This is a genomic window from Tenacibaculum salmonis (assembly GCF_041053065.1).
In the GTDB taxonomy this organism is placed as follows: domain Bacteria; phylum Bacteroidota; class Bacteroidia; order Flavobacteriales; family Flavobacteriaceae; genus Polaribacter; species Polaribacter pacificus_A.
Window position 1 is genome coordinate 2,157,855 of record NZ_JBFCVV010000001.1, and the last position, 24,207, is coordinate 2,182,061.

19 protein-coding genes are annotated in these 24,207 nt (G+C 27.9%); 12 read left to right on the plus strand and 7 right to left on the minus strand.

What is annotated here, in order from left to right; translation table 11 throughout:
- Positions 1-2 precede the first annotated feature (2 nt).
- Positions 3-1,274 (minus strand): hydroxymethylglutaryl-CoA reductase, degradative, encoded by a 1,272-nt coding sequence (locus tag AB0T67_RS09545; protein ID WP_369220111.1) that lies wholly within the window; start codon positions 1,272-1,274, stop codon positions 3-5.
- Between the two features lie 142 nt (positions 1,275-1,416).
- On the opposite strand from AB0T67_RS09545, the gene AB0T67_RS09550 reads away from it, so the two are divergent.
- The 4 genes from AB0T67_RS09550 to AB0T67_RS09565 all read left to right on the plus strand — a co-directional run bounded on the left by AB0T67_RS09550 (position 1,417) and on the right by AB0T67_RS09565 (position 7,361).
- The gene (locus tag AB0T67_RS09550; RefSeq protein ID WP_369220112.1) at positions 1,417-3,561 is read left to right on the plus strand and encodes a S9 family peptidase; all 2,145 of its coding nucleotides are present in this window, start codon (positions 1,417-1,419) and stop codon (positions 3,559-3,561) included.
- Between the two features lie 3 nt (positions 3,562-3,564).
- Positions 3,565-5,121 carry a peptide MFS transporter gene (locus AB0T67_RS09555; RefSeq protein ID WP_369220113.1) on the plus strand — a complete coding sequence of 519 codons (1,557 nt, stop codon included), beginning with the start codon at positions 3,565-3,567 and terminating at the stop codon, positions 5,119-5,121.
- A gap of 80 nt (positions 5,122-5,201) precedes the next feature.
- On the plus strand, positions 5,202-6,749 hold the full coding sequence (locus tag AB0T67_RS09560; protein WP_369220114.1) for a peptide MFS transporter: 1,548 nt from the start codon (positions 5,202-5,204) through the stop codon (positions 6,747-6,749).
- Between the two features lie 93 nt (positions 6,750-6,842).
- Complete coding sequence (locus AB0T67_RS09565) at positions 6,843-7,361, plus strand: thioredoxin family protein (RefSeq protein WP_271230727.1); 519 nt, start codon at positions 6,843-6,845, stop codon at positions 7,359-7,361.
- A 5-nt stretch (positions 7,362-7,366) separates the two neighbouring features.
- Here the strand turns inward: AB0T67_RS09565 and AB0T67_RS09570 are convergent, their stop codons facing one another.
- Together AB0T67_RS09570 and lysS are read right to left on the minus strand one after the other, a co-directional pair.
- Positions 7,367-9,391, minus strand: a complete 2,025-nt coding sequence (locus AB0T67_RS09570; protein ID WP_369220115.1) for a ComEC/Rec2 family competence protein — start codon at positions 9,389-9,391, stop codon at positions 7,367-7,369.
- A 137-nt stretch (positions 9,392-9,528) separates the two neighbouring features.
- Entirely contained in the window at positions 9,529-11,223 is a 1,695-nt protein-coding gene (gene lysS / locus AB0T67_RS09575; RefSeq protein WP_369220116.1) for a lysine--tRNA ligase, read from the minus strand.
- Positions 11,224-11,871: 648 nt separating this feature from the next.
- Between lysS and AB0T67_RS09580 the strand changes: the two genes are divergently transcribed.
- From AB0T67_RS09580 to AB0T67_RS09590, 3 genes are read left to right on the plus strand one after another with little or no spacing between them, the layout of a single operon-like run.
- Positions 11,872-12,240 carry a BlaI/MecI/CopY family transcriptional regulator gene (locus tag AB0T67_RS09580; protein WP_369220117.1) on the plus strand — a complete coding sequence of 123 codons (369 nt, stop codon included), beginning with the start codon at positions 11,872-11,874 and terminating at the stop codon, positions 12,238-12,240.
- Positions 12,237-13,748, plus strand: coding sequence for a M56 family metallopeptidase (locus AB0T67_RS09585; RefSeq protein WP_369220118.1), 1,512 nt, complete (start codon positions 12,237-12,239; stop codon positions 13,746-13,748). The genes AB0T67_RS09580 and AB0T67_RS09585 overlap by 4 nt, the downstream gene beginning before the upstream one ends.
- A gap of 6 nt (positions 13,749-13,754) precedes the next feature.
- Complete coding sequence (locus tag AB0T67_RS09590; RefSeq protein WP_369220119.1) at positions 13,755-15,008, plus strand: tetratricopeptide repeat protein; 1,254 nt, start codon at positions 13,755-13,757, stop codon at positions 15,006-15,008.
- A 54-nt stretch (positions 15,009-15,062) separates the two neighbouring features.
- On the opposite strand, the gene AB0T67_RS09595 is transcribed toward AB0T67_RS09590, so the two are convergent.
- A complete protein-coding gene (locus tag AB0T67_RS09595; RefSeq protein ID WP_369220120.1) occupies positions 15,063-15,605 on the minus strand; it encodes a hypothetical protein in 543 nt (180 codons plus the stop codon).
- 66 nt (positions 15,606-15,671) lie between these two features.
- Positions 15,672-16,229: a Crp/Fnr family transcriptional regulator gene (locus AB0T67_RS09600; protein ID WP_369220121.1), complete on the minus strand. Its 558-nt coding sequence runs from the start codon at positions 16,227-16,229 to the stop codon at positions 15,672-15,674.
- Positions 16,230-16,456: 227 nt separating this feature from the next.
- On the opposite strand from AB0T67_RS09600, the gene AB0T67_RS09605 reads away from it, so the two are divergent.
- Positions 16,457-17,131 (plus strand): energy transducer TonB, encoded by a 675-nt coding sequence (locus tag AB0T67_RS09605; RefSeq protein ID WP_369220122.1) that lies wholly within the window; start codon positions 16,457-16,459, stop codon positions 17,129-17,131.
- On the opposite strand, the gene AB0T67_RS09610 is transcribed toward AB0T67_RS09605, so the two are convergent.
- A complete protein-coding gene (locus tag AB0T67_RS09610; protein WP_369220123.1) occupies positions 17,126-18,628 on the minus strand; it encodes a GH3 auxin-responsive promoter family protein in 1,503 nt (500 codons plus the stop codon). The genes AB0T67_RS09605 and AB0T67_RS09610 overlap by 6 nt on opposite strands.
- A gap of 66 nt (positions 18,629-18,694) precedes the next feature.
- Between AB0T67_RS09610 and AB0T67_RS09615 the strand changes: the two genes are divergently transcribed.
- Complete coding sequence (locus tag AB0T67_RS09615; RefSeq protein ID WP_369220124.1) at positions 18,695-19,489, plus strand: DUF2797 domain-containing protein; 795 nt, start codon at positions 18,695-18,697, stop codon at positions 19,487-19,489.
- Positions 19,490-19,532: 43 nt separating this feature from the next.
- Here the strand turns inward: AB0T67_RS09615 and AB0T67_RS09620 are convergent, their stop codons facing one another.
- The gene (locus AB0T67_RS09620; protein WP_369220125.1) at positions 19,533-21,653 is read right to left on the minus strand and encodes a carboxy terminal-processing peptidase; all 2,121 of its coding nucleotides are present in this window, start codon (positions 21,651-21,653) and stop codon (positions 19,533-19,535) included.
- A gap of 377 nt (positions 21,654-22,030) precedes the next feature.
- Here AB0T67_RS09620 and surE point away from each other — a divergent pair, with 377 nt between their 5' ends.
- From surE to lpxB, 3 genes are read left to right on the plus strand one after another with little or no spacing between them, the layout of a single operon-like run.
- On the plus strand, positions 22,031-22,801 hold the full coding sequence (gene surE, locus AB0T67_RS09625) for a 5'/3'-nucleotidase SurE (protein WP_369220126.1): 771 nt from the start codon (positions 22,031-22,033) through the stop codon (positions 22,799-22,801).
- Positions 22,789-23,076, plus strand: coding sequence for a hypothetical protein (locus AB0T67_RS09630; protein ID WP_369220127.1), 288 nt, complete (start codon positions 22,789-22,791; stop codon positions 23,074-23,076). The genes surE and AB0T67_RS09630 overlap by 13 nt, the downstream gene beginning before the upstream one ends.
- Before the next feature lie 10 nt (positions 23,077-23,086).
- Positions 23,087-24,199, plus strand: coding sequence for a lipid-A-disaccharide synthase (lpxB, locus tag AB0T67_RS09635; RefSeq protein WP_369220128.1), 1,113 nt, complete (start codon positions 23,087-23,089; stop codon positions 24,197-24,199).
- Positions 24,200-24,207: the final 8 nt, after the last annotated feature.

The window sequence follows — 24,207 nt, forward strand, 5'->3', positions numbered from 1 at the left end:
TTTTATTTTCTTAATTCGTTAACTTTATCAACTACGGCACTATGAGAAACAGTTTTGTTATCAAAATAAGTGGCAACAATTTCTTTTTCTTCGGATGTTGCTTCTAACTGATTTAAAATATTTTGCAAGTGCATTTTCATGTGTCCGTGCTGAATTCCTTTAGTTGTTAAAGCACGTAAAGCGGCAAAATTTTGAGCTAAACCAGCAGTTGCAATAATTTCCATTAGTTGTTTTGCTGAAGGTTTTTGCATCATATCTAAGGATAATTTTGCCATCGGATGCAAGCCTGTTAAACCACCAACAGTTCCAAGAGCAAGCGGGATTTCAATCCAAAACTTAAAGATTCCATCTTTTGTTTCGCAATGCGTTAAACTACGATATTGCCCATCTTTTGAAGCATAGGCATGTGCACCAGATTCAATAGCTCTAAAATCGTTTCCTGTGGCTAAAACTACCGAATCAATACCATTCATAATTCCTTTATTATGAGTTACGGCTCTGTAAGGTTCTATTTCAGCAATTTTAACAGCTTGTTCAAATTTTTGAGCAAATTTCTGAGGATTTTCTCCGCCTAAATCTTCAATTTTACAAGAAACTTCAGCACGAACTAAACATTCAGGAACGTAATTCGATAAAATACTCATTACAATTTCTATATCATCACGTCTAAAAGTCTTTGCAATGGCTTCTAAGCAAGAGTTAATAAAGTTTGCACCCATGCTATCTTTTGTTTCAAAAGTTACATGAAGTTGGTAATAATTAGCAAGTTTATCGGTTTTATCAATCAATTGAATATCTAAAATACCACCGCCACGTTTTTCCATATTTTTAGTAATGGAAGCCGTTGCTGTATATAAATTTTCTTTTTGATTATTAAAATAGGTGTTTAAATTTTCTTTATTGCCTTCATACATAAAATGTACTTGTCCAATTTTGGTTGTAGAAACAACTTCAGTTTTAAAACCACCACGAGTACTCCAGTATTTTGCAACTAACGAAGCCGCAGCAACAACAGAGCTTTCTTCAACCACCATTGGAATTACATAATCTTGCCCATTTATGATAAAATTAGGAGCAATTCCGTAAGGCATATAAAAGTTAGAAATGGTATTTTCTATAAAATCATCATGTAATTGTTGTAGTTTGCTATCAACATTCCAATATTGTTTTAATGTTTGTATAATTTCAGGTTGATTATTAAAGTAAGCTTTAGTTAACCAAGCTATTTTTTCTTCTTTAGTAAGTTTAGAAAATCCAGCAATAATTTTAGACATTCTCAATTAATTTTAGGTGCTTCAAAGATAAATGAATCCTGTTAAAATAGGTGTCTTATTTAGTATTTATGATTTTTTTGACACGTTTTTTGCTGATTTTTCCGTAAACTTGGCAAACTTTTCAGATAAACAACAATTTAACATGAAGAAAATATTAATACTTTTTCTAGGGATATCTACGTTATTACAAGCACAAAAAAAAGATATTTCTTTAGAAGATATATGGAGAAATGGCACATTTAGAGCCGATTATATGAACTCATTGAATTCAATGAATGGTGATTATTACTCGTTGTTAAGTACTAAAAATGGAACTTCAACAGTAGGTAAGTACAGTTACAAGACTTTAGAAAAGGTTGAAACGATTGTAAATGGTGCAGATTTAAACGGATTAAAAACATTTAAATCTTACTCTTTTAATAATGACGAAACGAAGTTAATTTTAGGAACTAATTTTAAGAAAATATTTCGTCATTCTTTTTTAGGTACATTTTATATGTATGATGTTGCTTCAAAATCATTAAAGTTAATTGGAGAAGATATTCAACGCCCTACTTTTTCTCCTGACAGTAAAAAAGTTGCATATGCAAAAGATAATAATTTATTTATTAGAGATTTTTCTGATAATACAATTATTCAAGTAACAAATGATGGTGAAAAAAATAAAATTATAAACGGTATTACGGATTGGGTTTACGAAGAAGAATTTGCTTTTGTAAAAGCTTTTGAATGGAGTGCAAATGGTAATAATCTTGCTTTTTTACGTTTTGATGAAAGTGCTGTAAAAACATTTTCTATGGATATGTACGGAAAAGGAATTTACCCAACCCAACAGGTATTTAAATACCCAAAAGCAGGAGAAGAAAATGCAAAAGTTACTTTACATATTTATACGTTATCAACTAACGGAACTGCAAAAATGATTTTTGGAGATTATGAATATATTCCAAGAATTAATTGGACTAAAGATGATAATGTTTTAGCGGTACGTACTTTAAATCGTCATCAGAATGATTTGAAAATGTATTTTGTTAATGCTAAAACATACGATACTTCATTAATCTTGAATGAAAAAGATGCTGCTTTTGTAGAAGTAAATGATGATTTAACTTTTTTAGATGGTAATAGTTTTATCTGGTCAAGTGAAAAAGATGGATTTAACCATATGTATCACTATAATAATAAAGGAGAGTTAATTAATCAAGTAACAAAAGGTGCTTGGGAGGTAACTACCTATTATGGTTTTGATGCTGATAAAAAAACAATTTATTATCAATCTGTAGAAAATGGATCAATAAATAGAGGTGTTTATAGTATTTCATTAACAGGAGAAAATAAGACATTATTAAGTAATCCTTCAGGAACTAATAGAGGTGCATTTAGTAAAAATATGAATTACTTTATTAATACATTTTCTGATGCTAATACTCCGAATGTATATTCTTTAAGAAATAATACAGGAAAAGTATTAAAAACAATAAAAGATAATGCGGCTTTAAAACAAGTTGTAGCTGGATATAATTTAAGTAAAAAAGAATTTTCTACTATTAATGTAAACGGAAATGACTTAAATATGTACACTATTAAGCCTGCTAATTTTGATGCAAATAAAAAATACCCAGTATTAATGTATCAATATTCTGGTCCAGGGTCTCAAAGTGTAAAAAATAGCTGGAATAATGCAAATGATTATTGGCATCAAATGTTAGCACAAAACGGTTATATAGTTGTTTGTGTTGATGGTAGAGGAACAGGTTTTAAAGGTAGAGATTTTAAAAAAGTAACTTACTTAAATTTAGTAAAATACGAAACAGAAGATCAAATAGCAGTTGCTAAAAAATTAGCAGCTTTACCTTATGTTAATGAAAAAAGAGTAGGTATTTGGGGATGGTCTTTTGGTGGACACATGAGTACGAATTGTATTTTAAAAGGAAATGATGTTTTTTCAACGGCAATCGCAGTAGCACCAGTTACTACTTGGCGTTTTTATGATTCTATTTACACAGAACGTTATATGCGTACTCCTGAAGAAAATCCAACTGGTTATGATAGTAATTCTCCTTTAAATTATCCTGAATTATTAAAAGGAAAATATTTATTAATTCACGGAACAGGTGATGATAATGTACACGTTCAAAATGCGTACAGAATGGCGGAAGCTTTAATTCAAGCTAATAAGCAATTTGAATGGGGAATGTATCCAGATAAAGATCACGGAATTTACGGTGGTAATACTCGTTTGCATTTATATACTAAAATGACAAATTTTATTAAAAACAATTTATAAAAAATGAATGAAGTAAAAAAGCCACACGAAAAAGAATTATTTGGGCATCCAATAGGATTATATGTATTGTTTTTCACAGAAATGTGGGAGCGTTTTTCTTACTATGGAATGCGTGCTTTATTGGTTATTTATATGATTGCTGAAGCATCACATAAAGATGGTCCTGGTTTGGGATGGACAAATTTAGAGGCGTATCAATTATACGGTTGGTATGTAATGTTAGTGTATGTTATTTCTATTCCTGGAGGAATTTTGGCTGATAAAGTTTTAGGACAACGAAAAACCGTTATGCTCGGTGCTATTATTTTAGTTCTAGGGCATGGAATTTTGGCGGTAGAAGCAGAATGGGCATTTTTTGCTGGTTTAGGTTTAATTATTTTAGGAGTAGGTTGTTTAAAACCAAATATTTCAACAATGGTTGGGGGACTTTATAAAAAAGGAGATATCCGAAGAGATAAAGGGTTTAGTATTTTTTATATAGGAATAAATTTAGGGTCATTATTAGCCACATCTATTATTGGTGTTGTAGTGGCTAAATGGGGGTGGCATGCAGGTTTTGGTTTAGCAGGAATTGCAATGTTATTAGGTTTAGCGGTATATGTTTATGGGCAAAAATATATTATTCATGTTGGTAATAAACCTACAGTTGAAGAAAAAAAGAACGATGTTTCTTTAGTTAAAATATTTTCGAACATTTTTAAAAACCCAGTACAGTTAACTATTTTTGTAGTATTATTAGCACTATCAATATACGCTGGTTTTACTTTTAAAGGTGTTGATCATTGGGGGTATGGTACATTATTTATTTTCTTGTCTTTTGTTGTTGGTTTAATGATGATGATTTATAAAAGTTTAGAAACTAAAATATTAAAAGATCGTTTTTTAGTATTACTTCTTTCTTTTCTATTAGTTATTGTTTTCTGGGGAGCTTTTGAACAAGCAGGAGGATTAATGAGTGTTTATACAGAAACAAAAACCGATAGAATGTTATTCGGATATTTAATTCCTACACCAATGTTTCAAGGATTAAATGCAGGATTTATTATATTACTTGCAGTTTGGATTGCAAATATTTGGGCGAAGCGAAAAATAAAAAATAAAGAAGCTTCTTCTTTATTTAAAATGGCGACAGGAACTATTATTATGGGGTTAGGTTTTGTTTTCATGATATTAGCCGTAAGAGAATACGAAGCTAATGGAAGTTCAGGAATGCAATGGTTAGTATTAGCTTATTTATTTCATACCATTGGAGAATTATGTTCTTCACCAGTATCATTATCATTCGTAACTAAATTAGCTCCTGTTAAATATGCATCTCTTATGATGGGATTATATTTTGCTGCTACGGGGCTTGGAGGTAAAGTTGCAGGTATTTTAGGAGAAAACTCAGAGCATTTAGGAGAGTATACTATTTTTACAGGAATTGTAATATTTACAGTTGTTTTTGGATTACTAGTAATCGCTTTACTAAAACCATTAAAACGATTAACACACGGTGCTGAAGATACTCAAGGAACTTCAAATGAAGAAACTGAAGGTTTCGAATTAGCAGATCAATAAAACATTTATATTTAAAAAAATCTAAATCATATTATATGACTTAGATTTTTTTTTCAAAAATCAATAAAACAAACATTTTTATGAGTACATTAACTAAAGAGAATGACTTTACACTACTAGGTCATAAGCCTGCATTATTTGTATTATTTTTTACAGAAATGTGGGAGCGTTTTTCATACTATGGTATGCGCGCCATTTTTGTATTATTTTTAACTTCATCATTTGCTGATGGTGGTTGGGAATGGACAACAAACAGAGCAATTGGTTTATTAGGTATTTATACGAGTTCGGTATATTTAACACCAATTATTGGAGGTTTTTTAGCTGATAAATTATTAGGATATCAAAAAGCGGTAGCAATTGGAGCACTCGCAATGACTTTAGGACATGCTGCAATGGCTGTTGAAACAGAAACGATGTTATATCTAGGTATTGGTTTATTAATACTTGGTAATGGTTTATTTAAACCAAATGTAACTTCTATTGTAAGTGGTTTATATAATGAGTATCCTGATAGAAAAGATGGAGCTTTTACGATCTTTTATATGGGAGTAAATGCAGGAGGATTTTTAGGAGTTCTTTTATGTGGATTCTTAGCAAGTAATTTAAGTTTCTCTTGGGGATTTGGATTAGCAGGTGTTTTTATGTTCTTAGGAATGTTACAATTTTGGTTTGGTAGAAGTATTTTTGGCGAGGTTGGTAAAGAACCTACTTCAAAAGTAGATTTATCTGATGCTATTGAAAACTCTCAAGCAGTAGAAGAAAAAATACCAGCAAATGTGCAAAGAGATCGTTATATTGTTGTTGCTATTTTAGCATTTTTAACAGTTTTCTTTTGGGCTGCTTTTGAACAAGCAAGTGGATCTATGACCATTTTTGCAAAAAATTATACGCAATTAAAATTAGTAGGAAATTCGGCATCAATATTTAAAATTGTAGATGTATTAGTTACTGTTCTTCCTTTAGGAATAATTTCTTGGGTATTATTAAAATTATTCGGACAAACTTTTAAAAAGATAACATTATCAAACATTACTTTAGGTATTAGTTTTTTAAGTATTTGGGCAATTGCACTTTGGAAACTTAGTATTATTATTCCAAAAGAAAATGCAGAAATTGAGCCTTCATGGTTTTTAATTTTAAACTCACTTTTTATTATTGGTTTAGCTCCTTTATTTTCTAAATGGTGGGAAAGTAAATTTAACCCTTCGGCAGCTATTAAATTTGCAGTAGGAATGATTTTATTAGGTGTTGGTTTTGGTGCTTTAGCTTATGGTTCAAGTGGTATACCACAAGGTGCAAAAACAGCTTCAGTTAGTTTACTTTGGTTGGTTTTAGCATATTTATTACATACTATGGGTGAATTATGTTTATCTCCAGTAGGTTTGTCTTACGTATCTAAATTAGTGCCAGCCAAAAAAATTGGAATGATGTTCGGTTTATGGTATTTAGCTATTGCAGCAGGAAATTATTTAGCAGCATTTGTAGGTGGATATATTGATGTAATTGTACAACAACATTCAATGTCTTATTTCTTCTTAATATTCACAATTATTCCAGCAGGAGTAGGAGTGTTATTATTATTTTTAAACCCGTTAATTAAAAAATTAATGCACGGAATTAGATAGCATAAAAATTTTAAAAAATTTAAAAAACCTGTCAATTTTTATAATTGACAGGTTTTTTTGTAAATTGGGTACACTTATTGATACTTAACATATATGAGAAAATTAATTTTAGTAGTAGTTTTAGCTATTATTTCGGTTGGAGTAAAAGCACAAGAAAAAGTTAATTGGTTAACTTTTGAGCAAGCAATAGAAAAAAATAAAGAGAATCCAAAACCTATTTTAGTAGACTTATATACCGATTGGTGTGGGTGGTGTAAAAAAATGGATAAAACAACTTATAAAAATAATGTTATTGTTAAGTTTATTAATGATAATTATTATGCTGTAAAAATGAACGGTGAGGGTAAAGATGATATCAGTTTTAATGGTAAAACCTATAAATATGTAAAGCAAAATAGAATGAAATATCATGAGTTAGCAGCACAAATTATGAAAGGACAAATGAGTTATCCTTCTACGGCATTTTTTGACCCAGAAGAAAGATTAATTCAAACCGTTCCTGGTTATTTAGGTGAACAACGTTTTGAGAAAATAATTAATTTTTTTACAAAAGATATTTATAAAACTACTGAATGGGTAACTTTTGAAAAGGAATTTAAAAGTGCTATTTAATACATTTATTTTTTAATAAAAGCTCCGTTTTTTTTAGTATCATAAAATGGAGTTTTTTGTTTTTTACAAGTAGTTTTCCAATAATTTACATAACTTTTATAATTACTTCCATCAGCAATTATTTTCTTCGGATTTAGTTTTTTAATTAATCTATCTAGATTAATTTTAGGCGAGTTTTGTAAAATTATAATCGGATTTTGAATTGATATATCATAAATGCCGAAATTATCTACAATTAAAATAGTATCCGAAGTAAAAGTGAAAATATCAGGTGTTTTATTAGAAAAATCACTCTTAATATTTTCATGTATTCGATAACTTTTAATGCTTCTTTCTGCGGAAGTTTTCAAAGAATCTAAATTGTGTAAAATATCAAAATTACTTCCATTTCTTAGCCCTATTATATTTTTTCTACTTTTATGAAAAACGATTAATTCTTGTTTTGTTTGTTGTTTGTATTTTTCAAAAATGAATGTACTTTGTAGTATAATTATAGAACTAAGTAATATAACAAGTTGTTTATTTTTTTTCTTTATTATATACTGATATGCAAAAATAATAACAACATACCAAAGTATCATTTGATAAAAAGACATCGGTATTTCTTGTAATAAAAACTCTTCTTGTTTGGCTACCCAATCAACAATTTTATTCATTAATGAAATAATGAATCCGTAGAAATCAAACAAAATCTGTATAGGTATTTTTAAAAGTGCTAGTGATATTATTAAAATTCCGCCCATTAAAATACTTCCTAAAAAAGGAATAATTAATAAATTTGAAATTATAAATAGTACAGGGAATTGATGAAAATAATACAAACTTATCGGTAATATTCCTACTTGTGCGGCAATTGAAACGGTTAGTAAACTCCAAAAATTATTCAATAGCCAAAATTTTGGTTGCCATAATTTATAAAGTACTGGTTGTATCCAAATAATTCCGAATACAGCCATATAACTCAACTGAAAACCAACATCAAATAAAAATAAAGGTTTTATTAGTAATAGAAAAAACATCGAGCTAATTAAAGAATATTCAACTATTTTCTTTTTTTTGAAAGAGTCTCCAATAGCAATAAACGTAAACATGGTAACGGCTCTAACTACTGAAGCCGATAATCCTGCGATAAAAGCAAACATCCAAAGTAAAATAATTAGAAATAAACTTTTTATTAATAGTCCATTTTTTAAACGTTCAATAGGTTTTAATAAATAACTTAACATCAATAGTAAAATACCGATATGTAAGCCTGAAATAGCCAAAATATGTATCGCTCCTGCATTTGTATAACTTTGGATAAGACTTTTAGAAATGTCTTTTCGTTCTCCTAATAAGAGCGCATTAATTACAGATAATTCATTTTTATTGAAGTCATATTTTTTTAAGGAAGTTTGAATCTTATTTCTGATTTTTTCAGATAAACCATAAATTGAAGTTTTACCTTTTACTAGTTTTTGATAATTATCAGAATTAATAAAAACTTGTTGATACACATATTTTTTTGATAAATAATTACTGTAATCAAATTGATATGGATTTAATGGTGTTCTTAATTTTTTAAATTCAGTTTTTGTGAAAATTAAATCATCCACTTTTAAAGCTGATGAAATACTATCTTTTTTAAGATTTAAAAGAATTGTTCCAACTGTTTTTTTAGTATCAATTTGAATTACATCAGCAATATATTTATGATTATAATTTCCACTTTTTAAAACCTTATGTATTTGTAGTACGATACTTGAATTATCAGTAAAATGATGTTTATAATAATTATCATAATTCTTTGGATTGTGTATAAACGTGGTAGAAATTCCGATAAAAACAAATAGTAAATTTGTAATTATGGCATAATAAATTTTAGCTTTTACATTTTTCTTCAGAAGAAATAAAATTCCTGTTGATATCAATAAAACAAGAGCTAAATAGCTAAAATTATAATGCCAAATATTGGTGTAAAATTGGATTATAATTCCAATAATTATACAAATTAGAAAATGAAAGGGTAGGTATTGTAATAGTTTTTTCATAGCTGTTTAAAGTTATGAAAAATAAATTATTTACACGTTTAATTTATATTACTGAATTTTTAATTGTTTAAAGATATTTTTTTAAACAAAAAAGCAATCTTTTCAGATTGCTTTTTATATTCTATGTAAGAAAAAAATTACACTAATTCAACAAATAAACCTTCTTCAGTTTTTTCAACTTTAGCTAATTTATTTTTAGTTAATCCTTTAATTGTTTTATCCCATTTTTTGTTAGATAATAACGATTGTGTTTTTAAAGCATTTAATTCAATCTTTTCAGATTTTTCAATAATAGCTAACACATTTTTTTCATCATCATTTAATTCAACAGTTGGTGCTTTTTTCTCAGGTCTCATTTGAGGAAAAAATAATACTTCTTGAATAGATGCATTATTTGTTAAATACATAATTAACCTGTCCATACCAATTCCTAAACCAGATGTAGGAGGCATTCCGTATTCTAAAGCACGTAAAAAGTCGTGGTCAATAAATTCAGTAGCTTCATCATCACCACGTTCGGCTAATTTCAATTGAGCTTCAAAACGTTCACGTTGGTCAATTGGGTCATTTAATTCAGAATATGCATTTGCAATTTCCTTACCACAAACCATTAATTCAAAACGCTCCGTTAATTCAGGATTATCTCTGTGTTCTTTACATAAAGGCGACATTTCCTTCGGATAATCAGTAATAAAAGTAGGCTGAATGTAGTTTCCTTCACATTTTTCACCAAACATTTCATCAATTAATTTTCCTTTACCCATGGTTTCATCAACTTCGATACCCATTCCTTTGGCAGCCTCAAAAAGTTCAGCTTCTGATTTTCCATTGATATCAAAACCTGTAAAATGTTTGATAGAATCAGCCATTGTAACTCTTGCATATGGAGCTTTAAAATCAATTTTATGTTCTCCAAAAGTAGTTTCACTAGTTCCGTTTACGGCAATCGCACAGTGTTCTAATAACTTTTCGGTAAAGTCCATCATCCAGTTGTAGTCTTTATAAGCTACATAAATTTCCATTGCTGTAAATTCAGGATTATGCGTTCTGTCCATTCCTTCATTTCTGAAGTTTTTAGAAAACTCATACACACCATCAAAACCACCAACAATTAAACGTTTTAAGTATAATTCATTGGCAATACGCATATATAAAGGAACATCTAAAGCATTGTGATGCGTCATAAAAGGTCTTGCAGAAGCACCTCCAGCGATAGGCTGTAAAATTGGAGTTTCAACCTCAAAATAACCAGAGTCATTAAAGAAGTTACGCATTGCAGTAAATAACTTTGTACGTTTTACAAAAACTTCTTTTACATGCGGGTTTACCACTAAATCAGCATAACGCTGACGGTAACGCATCTCAGGATCTGTAAAAGCATCATAAGTAACACCATCTTTTACTTTAGGCATTGGTAAAGGTTTTAAGGCTTTACTCAATAATTTAAACGATTTTACTTTTACTGTTTTTTCACCAACTTTTGTTGTGAATAACTCTCCTTCAACACCAATAAAATCACCTAAATCTAATAATTTTTTAAAAACATCATTATATAAAGTTTTATCTTCTCCAGTACAAATTTCATCTCTATTAAAATAAAGTTGAATTCTACCTTCACTATCTTGTAATTGAGCAAAAGAAGCTTTTCCTTGTATATTGATAGCCATTAATCGCCCAGCAATAACCACCTGTTTATCTTCCGCGAAGTTTTCTTTTATTTCTTTAGAATTTGAATCTAATGGGAATAAATCAGCAGGGTATGGGTTGATACCTAATTCACGTAATTTCCCTAATTTTTCTCTACGTACAACTTCTTGTTCTGATAATTGCATGGGTTGTTTTTTTTATTTTTAATGAAGCTACAAATATACAATCAATTGGAGCATTAAACAATGATAATCAAAATGAGCTTTTTTGTTAAAAAATTAAAAAAGTTTGGTAAAGTCGTAAAAAGATGTATATTCGCAGGCTGATTATTTTTATAATTAGTAATTTAGTTGTGTTGTTAGACGCTTTAAATAGCGTCATGGTTTTGTTAACCAATGGAAAGCTTCCCTGAGACGGGTCGCTTTTTTTTTGTGCTAAATTTTAATTTTTTTGAAGCAATTTCCCGCTTTCCGCACTCGCTTTTTTTGTTTTTTCGAAAAGAAAAACAAAAAAGAGCTCAAACAATTGCTTCAATCGGGGCTAGGCATATTTACTCAATTTAGTATTTTAAATAAAATTTATTATCCTTAATAAATCGAATCCGTCAAACTGAATTTATTTCAGTTTCACATCCTGATTTGCCGTAGTTCTTAGTTTTATGCGATGCTGAAATAAATTCAGCATGACCTTTATATTAAAAAAAACACTTTATTTAAAATTTAAATAGGCTCTAAATAAGTCAATTAATACTTAAAAATATTTTTGAACTAAATAATTAGTTTAAACTAATTATTTAGTTATATTTGAAGTGTATAAAAGTAAATAGTAAAATAATGAGCAAACAATTAACAAAAGCAGAGGAGCAAATAATGCAGGTATTATGGAATTTAAAAATAGCTTCGGTAAAAGAAGTAATTACTGAATTACCAAATCCAAAACCAGCATACAATACGGTGTCGACAATCATCAGAATATTAGAAACCAAAGAATTTGTAGGACATCAACAAAAGGGAAGAGGTTATATTTATCATCCGTTAATAGAAAAATCAGATTATAGTAATGATAGTTTACATAAATTAATGAACGGTTATTTTAAAGGTTCTTTTAAAAGTATGGTATCTTTTTTTATGAAAGAAAATAAAATGGATATTCAAGAATTAGAAAGCATTTTAAAAGAAGTTGATAAAAACAAAAAGTCATGATAAATTATAGTATTCAAGTAATTTTATTTCAAGTATTATTTGTGGTTGTTTATGATTTGTTTTTAAGTAAAGAAACATTTTTTGTTAAAAACAGATGGTATTTATTAAGTACTGCTGTAATTTCATTTTTATTGCCACTTTTAAAAATACCAACAATACAAAAAGTAGTAAAACAGGAATATCCTATTTTATTACCAGAAGTATTTTTATCACCTCAAAATATTATAGAAAAATCAACATTTTATCAATCTGTAAATTATTTAGATCTACTTTTTATTAGTGGCTGTTTATTATTTTTTATAATCTTTATCTTAAAACTACAGCGAATAATTCATTTAATTTTTAAATATGGAAGCGAAAATAAACGAACCTACAAATTAGTGTTATTACCTAAAAATTCAAAAGCATTTTCATTTTTTAACTATATATTTTTAGGTGCTGGAATTTCTGAAGAAAAACAAGAAAAAATAATTCAACACGAGTTGATACATAGTAAACAAAAACACACACTTGATTTATTATTTTTTGAATTTCTAAGGATTTTTATGTGGTTTAATCCGATGGTTTATGTGTATCAAAATAGAATAACCTTAGTACATGAATATCTTTCTGATGATGAATTAAGTAAAAAAACATTAAAAGAAAATTATATAAATAATTTATTATCAGATGTTTTTCAGGTAGACAACATTTCATTTATCAATCAATTTTATAAACATTCATTAATCAAAAAAAGAGTTATTATGATGACAAAAGGAAAATCAAAAGAAGTAAAACAATTAAAGTATTTAGTGTTAATTCCGCTATTAGTTAGTATGGTTTTATATACTTCTTGTAATGTTGAAAAGAAAGAAACTATACAATCAGTAAAACAACCAGTAATGGTTTATCAAACTATAAATGGTAAAATAACAGCCGTACCTTCTAGTGGTTATCAGGGTAAATACCTTGATATTTATTCAGGAAATGATATACCTAATGCTAAAGAACTTACGGTTACAGCATTATCAAGTGAAGAACGTGTAGAGTATCAAGATTTATTAAAAAGTTTAGAAGATAATTCTTTACCAATTAAAATGAGAATTTTTGAAACTACTAATAATAGAAAAATGATTTTTTATGATTCTGACAGATTAAAGAATTTAGAAGATAATAATAATGATGATATTTTTTTTTCAGATTTAGATAAAACACCAATATTTCCAGGTTGTGAAGCAGTAGATAAAGAGTGTTTTAGTAAAAGTCTAACAAAATTTGTAGCAGATAATTTTGATACTAAATTAGTAAACACTTTGGGATTAAAATCAGGGAAAAAAAGAATTTATGTTCAGTTTAAAATTGATAAAAAAGGTAATATTATTGATGTCAAAGCACGTGCACCACATAAATTATTAAAAGAACATGGAATCAATTTAATACAAAAGTTACCTAAAATGACACCAGGAGAAAAGAATGGAGAAATAGTTACAACAGCTTATGCTTTACCAATTATCTTTAATGTAGATTAAATTTATATGAAAAATAGTATTTTAATTATTATGTTAATAATTGGATTCTTAAAAGCTGAAGCGCAAACTTTAGCTTTTAAATCCATAGATAGTTTGCAGCATGTTGGTCGGTATCAAAAAGCATTATTTCATCTTAAAAAAATGCCTGCTAGTTTTGAATCTAATAAAAGAATAGGGACAATTTATACTTCAATAGATAACCATAAAACAGCTTCGAAATATTATGAGAAAGCCTTATTATTTAAAGAAAATTATACCGTAAAAATTGCTTTAGGAAAAAGTTATCAGAAAGAAAAAAAATTAGGAAAAGCGATTTCAGTTTTTGAAGAAATTACAACAACTGATTCAGAAAATTTATTAATAAAATATCAATTAGGAAAACTTTATTTACAAGTTAAAAAACCTTTAAAAGCAAAAACTATTTTTAATAAATTGATAGAGAAAGATTCTAATAATGCAACATATCATTATCAAATGGGAGTTGTTTATACGATGCTCAAAAAGAGAAATTTGAAGATGAATAGCTTTTTGAAAACCTATAAAAATGACAATGAACATATAAAATCAATTTATCAATTGGCAACTTGTTATACATTATTAAGAGATAAAGATTCTGCTAATATTTTTATTAAAAAAGGGTTAGAAGTAAATCCAAATCATATAAAATTGAATAAATTAAGGATTAATAAGTTGTATCAAAAGAAAGAATATTCATTAGCTAATAATTTGTTAAAAAAAATAGATTCTTTAGTACCAAACGAGCATTATACTCAAAAAATGTTAGGACGTTCTTTTTATAAATTAAAAGAATATGATATCGCTGAAAAATATTTTGAAAAAGCATTGAAAATTGATAAATCAGATTTTACAAGCCATACTTATTTAGGAGATATTAATTTTGATCAAAAAAAATATAAAAAAGCAGAATTTAATTATATGTGCGCAACTTTTATTGGTAAAGAAGCTCGTGATACAGAATATTATCAGTTAGCAAGAGTTTATCAAGCGTTAGAAAAACCTAAAGAAGCGATAAAGGCTTACAAAAAATCGTATCAAGAATATGGGCGCAATTATCGTGCATTATTCCAAGTCGCAAACACTTCAGAAAGTTTTTATAAGGATAAAAAAATAGCGTATAAATACTATAAACAATATATAAATAGGTTTAAAGAAAAAGATTCTTTATTAACGAGTCAAGCAAAAGTTCGGCTCAAAAAAATTAAAAAAGATTATTTCTTTAAAGGCGAACTATTAGAATAAAATATACTTTAAAATTGATAATAAAAGGGGGATATTTTAAAAAAAAGAATAATTTTAATTAAAAAGCAATAAAAATGGAAGTAAGCTAACAGGGAATAATAATATAAAAAGACTTACAGATACCCAAAAAACATAAAATAGAATTTGTATAAAATTCAATTTATCAATTTTTTTATTTTGAATTTTATCTTTTAATTGATTTACACTTAAAGCTAGTAATTCTTTTTTAGTAAGTTGTAAATCAATTATTCCTGTTACTTCTAATCCTGCTTTGTATCCTTTAAAAACTTCTTTTGGATGATTTAAAAAAGAGAATCCCATTGCCCATAAACTAATTAATCCGATAGGGAAATGTTTCCATAATCCAGTTGAAATTTCCCAACCAGCAATAAAAGCTTCTCCTTTCCATGTGGTATCACATTTATATAAAACATGTTGAATATCATGAACATGAATTATATCTTTTCTAAATTGAGAATTTGGAAGTTTTAAAGTAAAAAGTTTAAATTTTAGTTCAAACGTTTTTGCATTTTCTCCGCCATCTTTATCAAAGTTATTTTCGTTATAAAACTGCTGTAAAGCATCTGCTATTATCATAATTGTAGATTATATGACAAAGATATTTTATAGTATTTTAATTATTCTTGACAATTATCAAGAAAACTATTTTGCTCTAATTCTACTAAACGTTTCAGGAGTCATTCCTAAAAAAGAAGCAATATGTTTTGCTGAAACTCTTTTAAAAAGATGAGGTTTTTTGTTTAATAAAATGTCATAACGTTCTTGAGTTGTGTGTAGTTGTAAGTCATCAATTCTTTCAACAAGATCAATATAAATTTGCTGTAAAAATAACCTGCCAAAACGCTCATATTTTGGATTTGATTCAAATAAATTTTCTAAATCGGCATGTGTTATTTCTAATACCTCTAATTCTTCTAAAGCTTCAATATTGTATTTGCTTTTTTTACGTTGAATAAAACTATCTATAGTTGTAATACTTTCTTGTTCAGCCGAAATATGAACTGTAATGTCTTTATCTTCTTTATAATAAAATATTCGGGCGATACCTGTAGTAATTATATACATATGATTACAAACCTTTCCTGATTCATGTAAAATATGATTTTTTGGATATTTTTTAAAAGTCATTATTTCTTCAAAAGCAGTAGCTAATTCAGGGTTTTCTAATAATAAAGAGGCATTTTGTTCTAAAAAACTCATAATCGAATAGCTTTTAACTTATATAAACTAACACATTTACATTTATCGATAATATAAAATTAGAGCTTAAAATTGATATAAATATCAATAATTAAAGAAGTTTTAATGTGTTTTAATTGTTAACTAGTAGTTCTTAATGTTTCTTAATTGTTAAGTAAATGACATTTATGTTTCCAAATTGTTAATTAATTGTTTATATTTACCTGTAACTATTATAAACATGAAATATGAAATTAGAAAAAATACTATTAGTAAATTTAATTTTTTTGAGCTTTTTTGCATATTCTCAGAACACGAAAATATGTAAAGAAGAAATAAAAAATATAGATGAGTTCGCTATTGAAAAAGCTAATAAATGTTTAGTCGCTCATACTGAAACAGCTGTTGATAAAAATAAATTAAAAACTCGAATATCGAATAAAGTTAACTTGAGGTTTTCTTCAAAAAATAATAGTCAACATCAAAAAAATGTAAAAAGAAAAAAAGTAGCGTTTTTAAATGTAAAGAAACTAGTAAGTCAAGTAGCTGAAATTGATTTAAAAGAAGAATTGTTATTTGTTGTTGTTGATAAAATACCTGTTTTTGATGATTGTATTGCTGTTGATAAAGAAATAGATGGTTTAAAGTGTTTTAATAAAAATATAGAAAACCATTTTAAAGAAAATTTTATATATCCAGAAAAAGCAGTTGCAAAGAATGCTGAAGGACGTGTGTTTTTAAAATTTGTAATTAATAAATATGGTCAAGTAGATAGAGTAGAAACCTTTAGTTCTGGTGATAAAGAAGATTTAGAAGATGAGGTAAAACGTATTGTATTATTGTTTCCTGATTTTTTACCAGGAAAAGAAAACGGACACAATGTAGGGGTTGTTTACACCATGCCAATAGATTTTAAATTATAGTAATTCATCTAAAAACCAACGAGAATTAGATAACCTTGGAATTTTATGCTGACCACCTAATTTTCCTTTTTCTTTTAACCAATCGTAAAATAAATTTTTACGAGCTTGATGTACAATTGGCATTGCTAAGGTCATATTTTTGTAGCGTTTTGCTTCATAATCAGAATTGATAGTTTTTAAAGCATTGTCTAATAATTCGGTAAAGTATGCTATATTTTCGGGTGCTTTACTAAATTCTATAATCCATTCGTGTCCACCACTTTTATTATCATTCATAAAAATAGGACCAACAGTATAATCTTTAATGCTTGCATTTGTTTTTTTACTTGCCGATTTTAAAGCTTTTTCGGCATTTTCAATAATTAATTCTTCACCAAAAACATTAATATGATGTTTGGTGCGTCCTGTAATTTTTATACGATATGGATTTGTTGATGTAAAACGAACTGTATCACCAATTAAATAACGCCATAAACCTCCGTTGGTAGTAATTACAACAGCATAACTAACATCTTTTTTTACTTCTGAAAGCGGAATTGTAGGTGAGTTTTCACCATCATATTTATCCATAGGGATAAATTCATAAAAAATACCATAATCTAACATTAACAGTAATTCTTCGGAATTATTGACATCTTGAATTGCAAAAAAACCTTCCGAAGCATTATAAGTTTCATAGTATTTAAAGTCTTTTTTCGGAATTAATTTTTTGTATTGTTCTCGATATGGGCTAAAATTTACGCCACCATGAAAGTAAACTTCTAAATTAGGCCATACTTCTAAAATATTATCTTTTCCTGTTTTTTCTAAAACCCTGTTTAAAAGTACTAGCATCCAACTAGGAACACCAAATAAACTAGTGATGTTTTCATTAATAGTTTCATCAATAATAGCTTCCATTTTGGTTTCCCATTCTGCCATTAAAGAAATTTCGTGGCTAGGAGCAGAGCTAAAATCTGCCCAAAAAGGTAAGTTTTTAGTTAAAATTGCCGATAAATCACCAAAAGAAGAATTATTGTTTTCATAAATAGCCGTACTACCGCCTAATTTTAAGCCTTTTCCTTTAAACATTTTCGAATTCTCATTGTTTGAAACGTACAAACACAGCATATCTTTTCCTGCTTTTAAATGACAATCTTCAATAGCTTCGTTGCTAACAGGTATAAATTTGCTTTTAGCATTGGTTGTTCCGCTACTTTTTGCAAACCATCGAATAGGCGTAGGCCAAAATAAGTTTTGTTCGCCTTTTCTACAACGTTCAATAAGTGGTTCTATACTTTCATATTCTTGAATCGGTACTTTTGCTGAAAAACCAGCATAATTTTTTATCGATGAAAAATCATATTGCTTACCAAATTCTGTGTCTTTTGCCGTATTTATTAGCTTTTGAAGTAATTCATTTTGTACATCAATAGGATATTTTAAAAATAATTCTAATTGATGTTTACGTTTTTTTAAAAACCAAGAAATGATAGCATTTATAAATGGAAACGACATAGGTTGAGTCTTAATTCAGTTTTTTTACTGTAAGTTTGTGGAGCTAAATGTAATAAAATTTAAGACATGGAATACCAAGGAGTTTTAAAAAAAATGACCACAGAAAATTTAGATACGGTTCAGTATTATTTAGATATGAAAACTGATTTTCTAAATATGAATCAGTTGATAAATAAGAAGATAACCTTAAGTTTTGTTAAGTACGAATGTTTAAATTGTCATTTAGAAAAAGAAGTATATCGTCAAGGGTTTTGTAAAAAATGTTTTTTTGAAACACCAAATGCAGGAGATTGGATTATGCGACCTGAATTAAGTAAAGCACATTTAGATATAGAAGATCGTGATTTAGCGTATGAGAAAAGCGTACAATTAAAACCACATATTGTGTATTTAGCAAATTCTAGTAATGTAAAAGTTGGAGTTACCAGAAAAACACAAGTGCCTACACGTTGGATTGATCAAGGAGCGCACGAAGCTATTGAGGTTGTTGAAGTTCCAAACAGATATTTAGCAGGAATTACAGAGGTTGCTTTAAAAGAGTTTGTAGCAGATAAAACTAATTGGCGTAAAATGCTGAAAAATGATATTGAAGATGAAAATTTAATATCATGGAAAGAAAAATTACAAAGTGCAATACCTGAAGAAGTACAACAATATATTATCGAAAATAATAAAGAGACGCTTATTAATTTTCCTGTTAAAAAATACCCATTAAAACCGAAGAGTTTAAATATCGTAAAATCGCAAAATTATACAGGTGTTTTAGTTGGAGTAAAAGGACAGTATTTAATTTTTGAAGATGAAACTGTTTTTAACGTTCGTTCTAATGAGGGTTTGGTTGTAAAAATAAATATAGCTTAATTAATAAAAAAAAGCAGCCAATTGGCTGCTTTTTTTATCTTTTTTATTGCTTTACAATAGTGTAATTTTTACTCATTTTTAATTCACTTAAAACATTAAGTGCTTCATTTAAATAAATATCTTTTTTAAGATTTTTATGCCATACAACACGTTTTTCTTTTAATACAGTATCTTTTACAAATAAATTTAATTCATATTTAGGTGAATTAAATGTTAAATTAGAATCGAATTTAAAAACATCTTTAAAAAGAGATCCTTCTTTTATTTTTTTCTCACTTTCTTTTTTAAAAGCGCTATATTTTAGAGAATAAACTCTTTCTTCTTGGTTTTTCTTTAACCATTTGGCATATTTATTAATCTCATTAAATTTTTCATCTTCAAGTACACGACGTTTACTGTTATATACTACATCGTTAAAGTTACTGTATGAATTGGTTGTATCGTATTTTGCTTGTTGCACTTTATCCCAAGGTAAAGCACCGTCTAAGTCACGTTCTCCAAATTTCATATAGCTATACCTTGTAGGCAATGATATATCAGAATAAACACCTTCAATTTGAGTTGACCCACCGTTAATTCTATAAAACTTTTGAATAGTCATTTTTAAAGCACCTAAATCGCTAGGATATTTTTCATAAAAACGATTAATAGGCATTACATTTTGAACTGTTCCTTTTCCGTAAGTTTGTTTTCCTCCAATAATAATACCACGCTTATAGTCTTGCATTGCTGCTGCAAAAATTTCAGAAGCTGAAGCTGAAAATTCATTAACCATTACTACTAAAGGACCATCCCATTGCGTTTTAGAGTCTGTATCATTTTTTACTAAAGGATCTTCACCTCGATATTTTACTTGTACAATAGGACCTTTTTCAATAAATAATCCACCAATTTCGATGGCTGTTTTTAATGATCCTCCTCCGTTATCACGTAAATCAACAATAATACCTTTTACGTTTTCACTTTTTAAACGTTCAATTTCTTGCTCCATATCTTTGGCAGCATCTCTACGGCTTAAATCATTGAAATCAATATAAAATCTTGGCAAATCGATAAGTCCATATTTTTGACCATTTTTTTCAACAATACTCGATTTTACAAATGTTTCATCTAATTCAACAACATCTCTAATAATTGGAATAATTTTTATAGATCCGTCAATTTTTTTCTTAACTGTTAACCTAACTTCTGTTCCTTTTTTTCCTTTGATAAATTTAATAGCATCATCTAATCGCATACCAATAATATCTAAAGGTTCTGCATCGCCTTGTGCTACTTTTAAAATGATATCTTCAGGTTCTAAATCGCCTTGTTTCCAAGCAGGACCTCCTGAAATTAATTCAACAATATGTGTGTAAATTCCTTTTTTTTGTAAACGAGCTCCAATTCCTTCTAATTTACCAGACATTTCTTGGTCAAAACGAGATTTTATTCTAGGCGACATATATGTAGTATGAGGGTCAAAACCACTAACAACACTATTTAAAAATGTAGAATACCAATCAGAATTTTCAAGTTCATCAATACGCTCATATAGTTCATTCATGTTTTTTAACACTTCTTTTCGAGCTTCAATTTCTAATTCAGAAAACTTTTTCTTTTTTGTTTTTTTATCTTTTTCAGCTTTTTTGTTTTGTACATCTTCAGCTTCTTCAATTCTGCTTAATATTGATAATTTTAATTGTTTTCTCCAATAATCAACTAATTCAATTTCGTTTGTAGCAAACGGAATTTCTTCATAATCAACATTAATTACTTCGTTTTTTTTGTAATTAAAAGACTGTGTTAATAAAGTGCGATAATTATTTTTTGCAGCACTTAATTTTTCTAAAAATCGATTGTAAACTAATTTATAAAAATCAATTTCAGTATTTTTTAATTGATCATCTATTTGATATTTAAATTGAGAAAATTCTTTTAAATCTTCTTGAGTAAAATATCTTTTATTAGGGTCTAAACCATCAATAAAATTATTGTAAACATGCTCAGAAAAATCATCATTTAATTCTTTTTTAACATAATGATATCTGCTTAAAATATTTTTTAAAACATATACAATTACTTTATCTTTTTCAGGGTCTTTTTCCGAAGTCGTATTCGAATAAATTGAATTTGAAAATAATATTATAATTGCTAAAAATGGAATGATAAATTTCTTCTTCATGTACCTTCTGAATTTAATGTTGTGCTTGTATTACTAAATCACTAAAATAATGCCAATTTTTTAATTTCAGCATTTTTTATAACTACTTCTTTAATTTTTATACCTAATTTATTTTTTAGAATAGATACTTTTTTATCAGTCTAAAAAATAAATAGTGTCTTTTTTTGATATAAGTTACGAATCTTCGCTTTATTTAAGTCGATTTTTATCAGAAAAGATAATAACAATAAAGATAGTTAAAAAAATAAAGAAGGATAGTAGTTTGTTTTTTATTTGATTATTACAATTTTACATATAAAATAAAGGGTTTTGTCTTTACAAAATGTTAAAATAATAGTGCTTTTTTTATGTTACATTTGTTGTAAAATATACTTACTATGCAAGAAAGACCCTTAATATTGGTAACGAATGATGACGGAATTACCGCACCAGGTATTCGTATGCTTATTGAAATAATGAATAAAATAGGAGATGTAGTTGTTGTAGCTCCTGATAGCCCTCAAAGTGGTATGGGACACGCAATTACAGTAAATAATGTATTGCATTGTAACCCTATTACAATTGATGATGGTCCACAAATAGAATATAGTTGTTCTGGTACGCCTGCCGATTGTGTTAAAATGGCTAAAAATGAAATTTTAAATCGCACACCCGATTTATGTGTTTCAGGAATTAATCATGGCGCAAATTCATCGATAAATGTCATTTATTCAGGAACTATGAGTGCTGCTGTAGAGGCTGGTATTGAAGGGATTCCTGCAATTGGTTTCTCTTTATTAGATTTTGATTGGCATGCTGATTTTAGAGCCGCTAAAAAATTTATAGAGAAAATAGTATTGAATGTATTACTAAACGGATTGCCAGATGGCGTAGTTTTAAATGTAAATATTCCGAAGTTAAAAGAAAAAGATATTAAAGGTATTCGTGTTTGTCGTCAAGCAAATGGATATTGGAAAGAAGATTTTGATAAACGTAAAAGTCCTACAGGTAAAGAATATTATTGGTTATCAGGTGAATTTATCAATAGAGATAAAGGACAAGATACCGATATTTGGGCGTTAGAAAATGGTTTTATTTCAGTAGTTCCTGTTCAGTTTGATATGACAGCACATCACGCAATTCAAAAATTAAACTCATGGGATATATAAATAAAGAAGTATTTATCGGGATTTTAGTATCTTTAATAGCCACAGCTTGTGGTCTTTTTGTCTATTTAGAATTTATTTCTGATGATACAATTACCGAAACCTTAAAAAAAGTGCTTGAAGGTGGTGTTTTAGGAGCTGTATTAGCTTTAGCTGCACTTCCTAACTTATTTGTTTTTTGGGTGTTTTTAAAAAAGAAACAAGATTATAGAGCAAGAGGTGTTTTAATAACAACGGTTGTTATAGCTATAACCTCACTTATTTTAAAATTCATATAAAAGACTATTAATGAAATATTACATTCTTGTAGGGGAGGCTTCTGGAGATTTACACGGAGCCAATTTGATGAAATCTTTATTAAAAGAAGATCCAAAAGCAGATATTCGTTTTTGGGGTGGCGATTTAATGCAAGAAGTAGGAGGTACACTTGTAAAACACTATAAGGAACGTGCCTTTATGGGCTTTGTTGAAGTGTTACTTAATTTAAGAAAAATATTAGGTATGATGTCTTTTTGTAAAAAAGATATTGCTAATTTTAAGCCCGATGTAATTCTTTTTATAGATAATTCAGGCTTTAATTTACGTATTGCCAAATGGGCAAAACAACAAGGTTTTAAAACAAATTACTATATTTCTCCTCAAGTTTGGGCTAGTAGAGCAGGTAGAGTTGCAGATATTAAACGAGATATTGATGCGATGTTTGTTATTCTTCCGTTTGAAAAGGAGTTTTATCAGAAATATAATTACGATGTAAATTTTGTAGGACATCCGTTAATTGATGGAATTGAAGGTAGAGAACAAGTAGATGAAACTCTTTTTAGAATAACTCATGATTTGGGGCAAAAAGATATTATCGCTTTATTACCTGGTAGCCGAAAACAAGAAATTACAAAAATGTTGTCAGTAATGTTGTCTTTAGTTGATGATTTTTCTGATTATCAGTTTGTTATTGGAGGTGCTCCTAGTCAGCCTTACGAATTTTATAAAACTATTATTGGAGATAAAAATGTGAAATTTATCAATAATAAAACCTACGATTTATTGAGTATTTCAAATACTGCTTTGGTTGGTTCGGGTACAGCAACTTTAGAAACAGCCTTATTTAAAGTACCTCAAGTGGTTTGTTATAAAGGAAGTAAAATTTCATACCAAATTGCAAAACGAATTATTACTTTAGAATATATTTCGTTGGTTAATTTAATTATGAATAAAGAAGTGGTTAAAGAATTGATTCAAGATGATTTTACCAAAGAAAATTTATCAATTGAATTAAAACGTATTTTAGAACCTGAATACAGAAATAAACTGTTTTTAGATTATTTCGATTTAGAACAAATATTAGGAGGAAAAGGAGCATCAGAAAAAACAGCGAAATTAATTGTAGATGGTTTAACGAGTTAAAAAACAGT